Source organism: Methylobacterium persicinum, assembly GCF_022179525.1.
Lineage (GTDB): Bacteria > Pseudomonadota > Alphaproteobacteria > Rhizobiales > Beijerinckiaceae > Methylobacterium > Methylobacterium persicinum.
On the sequence record NZ_BPQX01000039.1, the window covers coordinates 1 to 11188 of the forward strand.

At 64.0% G+C, this 11188-nt stretch carries 9 protein-coding genes; 7 read left to right on the plus strand and 2 right to left on the minus strand.

Annotated features, from left to right (window positions below; all coding sequences use genetic code 11):
* From MFF22_RS17595 to mobF, 6 genes are all read left to right on the plus strand, one after another.
* The coding region (locus MFF22_RS17595) for a hypothetical protein (RefSeq protein ID WP_238250334.1) at positions 1–240 on the plus strand (240 nt) is incomplete at its 5' end.
* Between the two features lie 819 nt (positions 241–1059).
* The gene (locus MFF22_RS17600) at positions 1060–1605 is read left to right on the plus strand and encodes a hypothetical protein (RefSeq protein ID WP_238250336.1); all 546 of its coding nucleotides are present in this window, start codon (positions 1060–1062) and stop codon (positions 1603–1605) included.
* Positions 1606–1634: 29 nt separating this feature from the next.
* Positions 1635–2531 (plus strand): hypothetical protein, encoded by an 897-nt coding sequence (locus MFF22_RS17605; protein WP_238250338.1) that lies wholly within the window; start codon positions 1635–1637, stop codon positions 2529–2531.
* Complete coding sequence (locus tag MFF22_RS17610) at positions 2528–3319, plus strand: hypothetical protein (protein ID WP_238250340.1); 792 nt, start codon at positions 2528–2530, stop codon at positions 3317–3319. The genes MFF22_RS17605 and MFF22_RS17610 overlap by 4 nt, the downstream gene beginning before the upstream one ends.
* 201 nt (positions 3320–3520) lie before the next feature.
* Complete coding sequence (locus MFF22_RS17615; RefSeq protein ID WP_238250341.1) at positions 3521–3784, plus strand: hypothetical protein; 264 nt, start codon at positions 3521–3523, stop codon at positions 3782–3784.
* Between the two features lie 86 nt (positions 3785–3870).
* Positions 3871–7455, plus strand: coding sequence for a MobF family relaxase (gene mobF, locus MFF22_RS17620; protein WP_238250342.1), 3585 nt, complete (start codon positions 3871–3873; stop codon positions 7453–7455).
* 202 nt (positions 7456–7657) lie between these two features.
* Here mobF and MFF22_RS17625 read toward each other — a convergent pair whose 3' ends face one another.
* Together MFF22_RS17625 and MFF22_RS17630 are read right to left on the minus strand one after the other, a co-directional pair.
* The gene (locus MFF22_RS17625; protein WP_238250343.1) at positions 7658–8086 is read right to left on the minus strand and encodes a hypothetical protein; all 429 of its coding nucleotides are present in this window, start codon (positions 8084–8086) and stop codon (positions 7658–7660) included.
* Positions 8087–8090: 4 nt separating this feature from the next.
* Entirely contained in the window at positions 8091–8672 is a 582-nt protein-coding gene (locus tag MFF22_RS17630) for a recombinase family protein (RefSeq protein ID WP_238250349.1), read from the minus strand.
* 417 nt (positions 8673–9089) lie between these two features.
* On the opposite strand from MFF22_RS17630, the gene MFF22_RS17635 reads away from it, so the two are divergent.
* The gene (locus MFF22_RS17635) at positions 9090–10943 is read left to right on the plus strand and encodes a potassium transporter Kup (protein ID WP_053609008.1); all 1854 of its coding nucleotides are present in this window, start codon (positions 9090–9092) and stop codon (positions 10941–10943) included.
* The last annotated feature ends 245 nt before the right edge of the window (positions 10944–11188 follow it).

The window sequence follows — 11188 nt, forward strand, 5'->3', positions numbered from 1 at the left end:
GTTCGATTGCGCGCCGCTACACCTACGATCGAAACACCCTCGTTTTGCGCGGCATTGGCGCGACTGGACCAGCTCGCACGCGAGCTGCGGACGGGCGACCTAGACGAGCGCTTGGCGAACTTGGGAGACGATGTCGCCGAAGCCCATCGGCTCAAGCGCATTGTCGTCGGCCGCGCGGTCGAGATCCGCGAGGCGATCGCCTGCCTGCGCGGCACGGCTAGGCCGATCCACCCGGCCTGATCGATCTTACAAACCGATACCGCGGGCGTCGCCGCTCACTCGGACCTGTCCGCGCGAACGACCGTTCCTACAGCGACGACTTCAGGACCGGGTGGGAGGACCCGGTCCTCTCTTGTGAGTGATCCGGCAAACCCCTGGACCGGGCGGGTACGACACGGCGATCGGTGGGATGCACCGTCACCATCGATCGCTCGGCACTGTGGATCGGCAGTGGACGGTCTCCGCACCGAGGGACTGGACCGTGATGGGCAGTCCGACCGCCCCTACCTGCGTAGATGCTACTGAATCCCCGTCATCCTAGATCCCACGTACGTTGCTACAATGCAACACTATAGCGTTGCTAATTTGCCATAGACGTCCCCCTCGCGAACGGACGATCGAAGTATTTGCAACGATTCGCAGGCGTTGCGAGCGCCGTTTTGGCGTAGGCACAGGAAGCCGCCCGCAGTCAACTCGGCGAAATCACGCCGACGTGGCGCTTGATCTCACCCGATATCCTGCGCCTACAATAGGCGGACAGCGATTCCACCACGATTCGCCGGAAAAAAATACTGAAAGGAACTACTTATGTACTGGTTGCGACCGGGTTCTCCAAGCTCGCCCAGCTCACCGCGAGCGTGCCGTCCGATGCTGTCGAGCCCAGGGCTCAACCACCTTCGACGATCGGATTCATCGGCCGATCCGGTTCGCCGAACCCAGCTCCCATCGCTCGACACGGATCCCCAGAAGGTTCCGATCCCTGCCCATGACCGCAACGGAGAGCGTGTGGAAAAGTTCGGTCCACGCCACGCGATCGTCTCCCGATGAGCGAGGCAGGCCATGGACACGAAGAAGCCGATCTCGCGCCCAGAGCTGGACGCTCTGATCAAACGTGCGCGAAAGCAGGATCGTCGGCTCGGGCCATTCCTTCGCCGGGAGCGGGCGGATCTGATTCCGCTGATCGGGACCCACTACATCGATCGCAAGCTCCTGATGCTCATCGTCAAGGAGGCGGGGTTGACCAACGCTCACGGCGATCCGGTGACTCCGGGAACGGCTTCAGCCACCTGGAAGGCGATCGTAGCCGAGCGAGCCGGATTGTCCCGGGACGACCGCTACCGCGGGCGCCGCCGTAAGTCCTGGCCAGATCGACCGGGAGAGCTATCGGCGAGGCCGGTCGACGTCATGCGGGCGGTCTCATCGCCGACACCGGCGCAATTTCCACCGGGGATCTTGGTGGATGAATGGGCGGAACCGGCCGGTCGGTCCGACGACACTGGATCCCGTCGGGACGAGCAAGGTCAGCAAAAACTTCGAAAACTACGTGCCGGACAACACGACACGGAGCGGCCTCTGCCGCCGATCTTGAAGCGTAGGCGCATGTGATACGCAATCACAATGAAGGATTAATAGTAATGAAGTCGCAAGACAAGCTAAGTAAATCTCAAAAAACCTCAGACGTTTGCCGAATTTTGGACTTCGAGACAGATACAGCGATCAAATGCCCTGATCATAAATCAAATTTCGGCTTATCTGAGCTTCTGGCGGCATACACCGCCGTTATCTATATTTTCTGCGGGAGAGGTAGGGTCGGCAAAACATTCATTGCCAACCTGCTGATCAAGCGTCTCCGAAGGGCTGGCCATCCTGTCCTGATCGTCGATGCCGAAGGCAGCAACGATGGCCTTCGGGCGTTCTACGATGAAGGCAATGGCTCCGCCGACAAGGTTCATCATCGGAGCGAGCAAGAGGAAACGAGGGATTTCATTCGTCGAATGGTCGACCTCGTGACCATTCAGCGCGGCTTTGCGGTATGGGATGCCGGTGGCAACGATCGAACGCTCGATGATTATGCTAAGTCAAGCCGTTTAAGGGATTATTTGAAGGCGAAACGTATCGCCGTCGCAGTCATCTATACGTTCGGCGACGATCTCAGCGATCTCTCGAACATCCTCACCGCCGACAAGGATCGAGGCTACGAGGCACAGAAGATCATCCTCTGTGCGAATGCCGGTGCCCCGCCTACGAAAAAGTATGGCGTTTCGGGCCTACGGCATCGTGACCCGCTTGCAGAGGTGTTGTCTTCTCCTGCCCTCGAGCAACTCGTGAGCGGCGGGGCAGGCCTGATGACGATACCTAGATTTGACTTCACTGATCAGCTCAATGCGCTCGATTTGGATGTTTTCGACGTCATTGATGGCAAGTCCGGATCGACCGGTGAGCCGATTGGCCCATCAACACAGTACGAGATTGAGGAATGGTGGAAAGAGGTTGAGGCGGCCTTCGCGGAACAGGAGGCTTGGCTGCCATGAGCGTGGGATCTTCCAGTCCGCATCCCCCGGGATCGCAGACACCGGATAGTCTTTTCGATGGGGCGCTGAAGCATGTCGCTCAGGCGACGGAAGATTTGGGATTGCGCCCGGGCGATCGGATGTTCCCATTCTACAGTAGCCTCATGATACTGTGCCAAACGCTCGTGTTGAGTATCGAGTCGAGTCATGAGGCGCATGCCCGTACAGTCGCATCAAGCGAAGACAAGTTGATGGCGAGCTTGGCGACTCTGCAGCGCCATCTCGCAATACAGTCCGAGAAATTACAAGAACGCGCGGATGAGCAGATCCGTCAGGGGAAAGAGCACCTCAAAGAGATGAGGAGTCAGCGCTCGGAGGTACTGAATAAGTACAGCATCGAGCATGAAGGCCAAAGGTTCTTCACCGACTTCAACAAACTGATCGATAAAAACACAAGGGCCGTCGGGGATATATGTCTCAAGCAAGTATCTTACTTCGAGAAAATGACGGATGATGTCAATGGTAAAATCAGATCCACGATAGGAAATCTACCTAGGAACCTTGCGAATGAGGTCCACTCAAGGTTGGGAAACCCTGAGTTTATAGCCAGTGATTTTGCGAAAGAGTTTACGCAGCAAATCACTGAAGCTATCGTAGCAAAAATACTTACAACCACTGTCGTCGGTATAGTGATCGTTTCGACGATAGTCGGTGTTGGGTTAGCTGTCATAACGAGCCAAAAATCAAATTCAGCGTCAAGTATGACGTCAAATTGCTCAGTCATGGCATTGGCAGCTTGCGGAAGGTGACGATATTACTTTAAAATATTGTGATAGCGCCTGGAAGCATGACGGATCTTCTGCGGTATGCCCGCATCAACTGTGGGTAGAAAGGCTGAGAAAGTGGGGAAACACTGAGGTTTCCCCACTTTCAATAATTCTTACAGACCAAGGCACCTCCGGTGCAGATCTTTAAATAGGTATAAAATCCGAATTCGTGGAGGCATCCCGATGGTTACCGAACCTACTCTCGTCGCACGCCTGGACACCCTGACCGAAACTCTCGACCGATTGTCCTTCGGCCAGCAGGCCGTGGCGGAGGCGCTGGGCATGAATACGCGGCTGCTCGAGAGGCTCGTCGAGGCCGCCGAGGCGCCGCCCGAGGAGGACAGCCGCCTGAAGACACTGCTCGGGACCATCCAGGCGACGTTGAAGGAGAATACCGCGCTGCTCGAAAAGCTGATCCAGGTTCTGACTGGCAAGAGCAGGCCGTAGCGGTTCGAAGCCGAGCCGAGCGCGGAGGCTTTGCGATGCTGACATATGCTACCGGGTACGCGGCCATACCATCGGCGTGCCGCCACATGGCCCAGCACCTGATGACGCCCACGCTGCTGGTGCATCAGGCCGAACTCGCTGCCTACTACGGCTACGGGCACCCTGTGGCCGCCGAGCCAGAGGCTGCATCCGCGCCGACGACACCGTGGCTGCGCCCCGACCTCAACGTTGGGGTGGCTCGACGCCTCGGCATCCGGCCTGACGAGATCCTCACGCTGGAAGCGATCACTCAGCTCCTGGCCGGCCATCGTGTCGACGGGCGCCCGATCCCGGGCAAACAGCGTCAGCGTCAAGGCGCGAGCCTCCGCCTCGCCGAGGCGCTCGGTCTCAACTCCGAACGCCTGCCGACGTGCGGGGAGGTCGAGCGGATCCTGCGCGGCCACCGTGCGGACGGCGCGCCGCTGCTGGAGGAGCGGGAGGCGGTACTGCGACGGCGCTTCTTCGGCCTCTACGGTTTGGAGGGTCGTGACGAGCCGACGCCGGAGGCGCAGGCCCATATGTGCGAGGGGCGTCGCGCCGATGGCGCGCCACTCGACATATTCCAGTTCCGCAAAAAAATTGGGAAGCTCAGGCGCGAAGTCGCCTACATCGACTTCACGATCTCAGCGCCCAAATCGCTGTCCTTGGCATTCGCCCTGGCTGCCACGGAGGCCGAACGCGCCATCTACGCCCAGGTCCACCGCCGCGCGCTTGCCGAGACTATGGGGCAGATCGAGCAACTCCTCGGCCGGGCGCGGCGCGGAAAGGCGGGGCGCAACGGCGCTGACGCTGGGCATATCGCCTGGTTCGCGTTCGACCACTACACCGCCAGACCCAGCGAGGCGGACGAGGGTACGACGCCTCCGGTCGCGACGCGGGTGTTGCGACCCTCAGTGACGGGCGACCCGCAACTCCACACCCACGTGATCGTGCCGAACCTCGTCCTCACGGATGAGCGTCACGCCGGCGGCCTAGACTCGAATGCCCTCGACGGGCGGGTAAAAGAGCTCGGTGCCTTGTACCAGGCCATCCTGGCTCGGGAGCTGCGCGCGGCCGGCGTCGCGGTGGAGCTCGACGCGAACACGAAGATGGCCCACCTTACGGCCGTGCCACAGACGCTGTGCGACGGCTTCTCCAAGCGCACACGTAAGGGGGAACGCGCCGCGCGGGCGCTCGCGCAGGAGCGCGATCTCGACTGGGACCAGCTCCATCCGGCCGAGCGGGTCCGGATGATGAAGCAGGCGGTGCAGGACCCGCGCGGAGCCAAGGCGGACGACCTTGGCGACCGGGCGACTTGGCTGGCGGAGGCGGCGGCACTCGGCTGGGAGCCGCACAGCCTGATCGAGCCAACCCTGCCGGCCCCATCGGATCGGGCGACGCGGCTCGAGCGGGCTTATGCGGTCGCGCGCGACCTGCTGGAAAAACCGCTGGAGCAGCAGACCGTGACCGAGCTGACCGAGCTCCGGCTCGCAGCAGCGCGCGGACTGATCGCCGCCGGCATCGACACGGCGGCCGACATCGATGTTGTCACAGACCTGATCCGCACGCGCGGTCTACGGCAGAACGGCGTGCAGGTCGCCCTGTTGCCGGGCACGGTGCGGGGCCGCTGCGGCGAGGCGGCGGCTTTCACCACAAGCCTGCACGTCGACCAGGAGGCGGAGTTCACGAGGCTGGCCGGGTCCGCCGCTGCTGAGCGGACGGGGGCGCTGCCGGCCACGGCGATCGCGGCCGGGGTGGCGCGTTTCGAGCGCGCGAGCGGCCTCTCGTTCGGGGCAGGCGCGCACGGGCGATCGCAGCGCGCGGCCATGGACCGGCTCGGCGGCGGTGGAGCGCTGGCCCTGGTCATCGGGGTGGCGGGATCCGGAAAGAGCACCCTGCTCGCCCCCCTGGTCGACGCTTGGCATACCGAGGGCCGGACGGTCTACGGCGGTGCCCTGGCCTGGCGGCAGGGCAAGGCCCTCGTCGATGCCGGCATACCGGACGATCGCTGCAAGGCCCTCGCCACGCTGCTGCGGGATGCCAAGGCGGGCGAGCTGACGCTCGGACCAGACAGCGTAGTGGTTCTGGACGAGCTCGGCCTCGTCGGGGTGCGCGAACTCCTGGAGCTACTGCGGCTGCGTGCGCGCTACGGCTTCCGGATCGTGGCGGTCGGCGACGAGCGCCAGTGCGCGTCGATCTCGGCCGGTCCGACGATCGAGCTCCTGCGCCAGAGCCTCGGGAACGACGCGATCCCGGAGATCCTGAGCACCGTCAGGCAGAGGGAGGAGCAGGAGCGGGAGACGACGGGACTGTTCCGGCAAGGGCGCGCAGCCGAGGCGCTGACGCGCAAGCGCGCGGACGGCACGGCCCAACTGATCGAGGGTGATGAGGAGACGGTCGCCGCAGCCATCGCGAACTTATGGGAGAAGCGCCATAGAGCGAACGCGCACGACCCCAACTTCAGCCTGACGGTGAGCGCACCGACGAACGCCGGCGCCCACGCCCTCGCCCTGGCTATCCGCGCGCGGCGGCAAGGCCGGGGCGAACTCACCGGAGAGGAATGGAAGATCAAGACGGAGGACTTGTCCGGGCGAAGGTACGAGCTGACCCTGACGGTTGGCGATCGCGTACGCCTGCATGCCCTCACCAACGGACGACGCGATGACGGCGGACGCGGACCGATCGGCTACAATGGTAGCATCGTCACAGTACGCGGACTCGGTGATGCAGGCCTGCGGCTGCGAAACGACAAGGGGGAGGAGGCATGGGTCGCGTGGGACACGCTGCGCGATCCGAAGAATAGGTGCATCCGGCTGACGTACGGCGATGTGATGACGGTGCACATGGCCCAAGGCATCACCTCGGACGAGCACATCGCAGCCTTCCCGGATGGGACGGCGGGGGTGGACGCGTTTCTCGCCTACACGGCCGCCAGCCGACATCGGCACCGTACGCACATGCTGTTCGCTGCAGCCCCGGAGCGACGGCGGATCAGGAAGCGGCGTCCAATCGGGGATGCTCTCCCCGTCGACGAGGAGGAGATCTGGTCGGACATCGCTGCGGCACTGGTGCGTGCGCCCGAGCAGACCAGCGCACACGCCTTCCTGGCGCGGGCTCGCGCGGTGCGCGGTGAGGCGGAGCGGGCGCTGCCGACCCTGCTGCGGCCGATGGAAGAACGTATGGTGGCAGGGCGGCCAGCGCTGCCACTGCGGCAGGCATTCGCGCGCAAGCACCGGACTTACCTGCTTGAGGGCTTGGCCGAGGATGTGTCGAACATGCTGGCGCACCAGGGGAGCGTTCTGCAGACTATGCTGGAACGGATTGTAGCCCCACGAGGGCATGAGCCGGCCCCGGAGCGTGCTCTCGGGAAATCACATCTAGCGTCCCGCTTCGCGCAGCGAAGGTGGCGGGAACAGCTCGAGGCTTGGGCTGGAGAGGTTCATATCTGGACGCAGCGGCAGCTCCAGGCCACTCAGGCACTCCTCGATGTAGTCACCCGGACACCTCTGGAAACGCGCGACCCCGGCATGTTGCCGGCGCCTGTCCCTGTCCCAGCCGGGTCTGACCGCGGCGCGAAGAAAGGAGAAGAGCGGGTACGACGGACTCCGTCACGCAAACGGCTGGGTAGGGGCGGCGGAGGTATCGGCGACTGAAATGGCGCTGGCCGCGTGCTCCGACACCTGAGGGTGTCAGCGCACGGTGTCTTGGGGTCGCATATGGGACGCTGACGACGTCGATCCGCGTGCCGGCCGAATACCGTCTGCCTTTCGCCCCAGCTTCACAGTTCTGACGCGCCACTGGTTACATGGAGTCGTTGAAAATGGAGTAGGCCGACAGGACCCCGCGGTGACATGATTAGGTGTAGGGCCCGCGAAACAGATCACCGAGGGCCTTGCGCCGAAACAGCGTGAACCAGCGGCGCCGGCGATGCTCGGGCCGGTCGTGGATCATGTGACATCGCTGGCAGAAAGCGGCCAAGTTGGCGTTCGCATTGTTGCTGGTGTCGTGGTCGCGATGGGCGGCTGCCAGCACCACTCGGGTCGTACGGACGCGGGTGAGCAAGTCGTCGACACCCAGGGTCAGACGGGTGATCCTGCCGCGTCCATCGCGCCACACCCCAGCTTCTCCGTCCCACCAGCGGCCATCGCCGAGGTGGTAGACCATCCGTCCATGCGGGCGCTTGCAGGCTTCGCAGCGCCCCTTGGCCCGACCGAAGCGGATCGCGATCGAGAGTTGGGGCCAGTCGATCGGGTAGAAGAAGCGATGCTCGGGGCGGATCGGCATGGGCTCACCCCCGACCGGCGTTGGCAGAGCTACGGGCACGGGGGAAGTAGCTGTAGAAGGTATAGCGACTGACGCCGAGGCGTTTGGCGATGGCGGCGACGGGGATGTCGCCGGCGGCCAGCATCGCCCGGCCGGCGGCGATGTCGGCCTCGGTCAGCTTCTTGGGTCGGCCGCCTTTGCGGCCGCGAGCCAGGGCGGCTTTGAGACCCTCCATGGTGCGCTCGCGGTTGAGGTCGAGGAAGTACTCGGCCATGGCGCCGTGCATCTGGAGGGCAAAGCGTCCGTGGGCAGTGGCGCTGTCGAACTGCTCGGTGAGGGATCGGAAGTGGACGTCCTTCACCCGTAGTCCGTCGATGGTGCGCATCATCTCGACGAGCGAGCGTCCGAGGCGATCGAGCTTCCAGACGACGAGTACGTCTTCGGGACGTAGGTAGGCGAGGGCTGCCTCGAACTCAGGTCGCTTGGTCCCAGCCTTGCCGGACTTCTTCTCCTCGAAAAGCCGCTCGCACCCGGCCTTGGTCAGCGCGTCGCGCTGGAGGTCAAGGTTCTGGTCGAGGGTGGAGACGCGGGCGTATCCGACAAGCATGCCAGGATAGTGAACGAGGCGCGTTTATCTGTCAGTAGTTTTCCTGCCACGTTTTCCTAACAAAACGGGGCTGCTTTGAGAGAGGTTCGGCACGCGCGACCCAGATCGTCTGGAAAACGGTCGGTTTGCCTACACACTAGGCGATAGGCTCAAAGTCCTTTTCTAAGATAATCGGTCCAAGATCCTCTAAAACCGCTTCTCCTTTCCTCTGTGACAGCCGGAGAGCTGCGGGGGCATCGGGGGCGTATCTGCCACCGATCACGCGGATCTGTTTCGGCTCGCCAAGCGTCTGAGACCAAGAGAGCTACCGAGCATAGCGCCCGTCGCGCTCGGCTGGCTGTGGATGGAGATGAACTGGTGACCGTCGCGATCCAGGCAGGCGAAGCGCAGCTCCCGGCACGAACCGCCTCCGTCGCCCTGTCCCTCGGCGCGCTCGGCATCGTCTACGGCGATATCGGCACCAGTCCGCTCTACGCGCTCAAGGAGACCGTCAAGGTCGCAGCCGCAGGTGGCACCCTCCAGCACGACGCGGTGGTCGGATCCGTCTCCCTCATCCTTTGGTCGCTGTTCCTCATCGTCGCGCTCAAGTACGCCGTCTTGATCCTGCGCGCGGACAATCACGGCGAGGGCGGCATCGTGGCCATGCTTGCTCTGCTCGGGGCCCGGCATGCACCGCCACGCTCGTGGCGCGCCATCCTGCTCGTCGTCGGGCTGATCGGAGCCGCGCTACTCTACGGCGACGGCGCGATCACCCCTGCCATCTCGGTGCTCTCAGCTGTCGAGGGCCTGAAGGTCGATGCCCCCGGCGTGACGCCTTTTGTGGTGCCGGCTACCGTCGTCATCCTGATCGGTCTGTTCTCGGTCCAGCGCAAAGGTACCGGCTTCATCGGGCGCCTGTTCGGACCGGTCATGCTGCTGTGGTTTGCCACCATCGCGGCCGTCGGCGCGGCCGGCATCCGGCAGAAGCCGGAGATCTTGGCGGCCCTGAACCCGTTCCGCGCCGTCTATTACCTTCTCACCGCGCATCTGCCGGTCAGCTTCGCCATGCTGGGCGCAGCCTTCCTGGCGGTCACCGGCGGCGAGGCGATGTACGCCGACCTCGGCCATTTCGGGCGCGCACCGATCCGGCTCGCGTGGTTCGCGATCGTGCTCCCGGCCCTGGTGCTGAACTACCTCGGCCAGGGCGCGCTGCTGCTCTCGAACCCGGCCGCGGTCGACAACCCGTTCTTCCAGCTCGCGCCGAGCTGGATCCACTACCCGCTCGTGGCGTTCGCCACGCTGGCCACCGTCATCGCCTCCCAGGCCATCATCTCCGGTGCGTTCTCGCTCACCGAGCAGGCGATCAAGCTCGGCTTCTTCCCGCGCATGCGCATCGTCCATACCTCTTCGCAGGAGGCCGGGCAGATCTACGTGCCCATCGTGAACTGGCTCCTGGCCTTCGCCACCCTCGGCGCGGTGCTGGCCTTCGGCTCGTCGGACGCGCTGGCGGGCGCTTACGGCATCGCGGTGTCACTGCTGATGGTGATCACGACCGTGCTGGCGGCATTGATCGCGCTTCGCTGGGGCTTCAACCTCGCCCTCGTGCTCGCGGTCAACGGCGCGTTCCTGCTCGTCGATCTGACCTTCTTCAGCGCCAACACGCTGAAGCTGTTCGAGGGCGGCTGGTTTCCGCTGCTGCTCGCGGCGGGCGTCGCCTTCCTGATGCTGACCTGGCGGCGCGGCACACAGCTCCTGGAGGCGGCCCGGGCCGATATCCGCATGCCCGAGGCGGAGTTCCTGACCCGCGTCGAATCCAAGCACCTGCCGCGCATCCCGGGCACGGGCGCGTTCCTGACCTCGGCCGAGGACGGCATGCCGTTGCCGCTGATGAACTTCGTGCGCCACCTGCAGGTGCTGCACGAGCGCGTGCTCCTCGTGACGCTGCAGATCCTGGACGTGCCGCACGCGGCAGACGCCGAGCGGATCGAGGTGGTGCCGGTCGCTCCGGACGTGACGCGGGTGCTGCTCCGGTTCGGCTTCATGGACACGGTTCATGTCCCGCGCGCCCTGCGACGGGCGGTCGAGGACGGCCGGCTCAAGGGCATCGACTGCGACCACCTGAGCTACTTCATCAGCCACGAGACGGTGGTGGCCTCGGAGAAACGTCCCGGCATGGCGGGTTGGCGCGAGGAGATCTTCGCGCTGATGCAGCGTAACGCCGAGGAGACGGCGAGCTACCTGTGCGTGCCGGCCCAGCAGGTGATGGAGGTCGGCGCCGAGATGGAGGTGTGAACGGAGGCTCTCATGGGATCGATCGTATGCCCCGTGTGCGGGCTCAAGGACTTCGAGGTTGGGCCGCAGGCGGACGGTGGGCTTGCAGCGGCCGCAATCTGGACAGACGCGTTCGTGCGACGCTGCCAGCACGTTCAGGAGCGCAGGCACCGCGCTGATCTTAAGACTCACACCTGTCCGCACTGGGCATGCGCTGTGCAAGATGCCGCTGAGCAGGTCAGTGATCCTCCGCCTCCCGGTTGCTT

Coding starts and splice junctions, on each gene's coding strand:
- MFF22_RS17630 (WP_238250349.1), bottom strand. CDS start 8,672: ATGCTTGTCGGATACGCCCGCGTCTCCACCCTCGACCAGAACCTTGAC.
- MFF22_RS17600 (WP_238250336.1), top strand. CDS start 1,060: ATGGACACGAAGAAGCCGATCTCGCGCCCAGAGCTGGACGCTCTGATC.
- MFF22_RS17605 (WP_238250338.1), top strand. CDS start 1,635: ATGAAGTCGCAAGACAAGCTAAGTAAATCTCAAAAAACCTCAGACGTT.
- MFF22_RS17615 (WP_238250341.1), top strand. CDS start 3,521: ATGGTTACCGAACCTACTCTCGTCGCACGCCTGGACACCCTGACCGAA.
- MFF22_RS17625 (WP_238250343.1), bottom strand. CDS start 8,086: ATGCCGATCCGCCCCGAGCATCGCTTCTTCTACCCGATCGACTGGCCC.
- mobF (WP_238250342.1), top strand. CDS start 3,871: ATGGCCCAGCACCTGATGACGCCCACGCTGCTGGTGCATCAGGCCGAA.
- MFF22_RS17610 (WP_238250340.1), top strand. CDS start 2,528: ATGAGCGTGGGATCTTCCAGTCCGCATCCCCCGGGATCGCAGACACCG.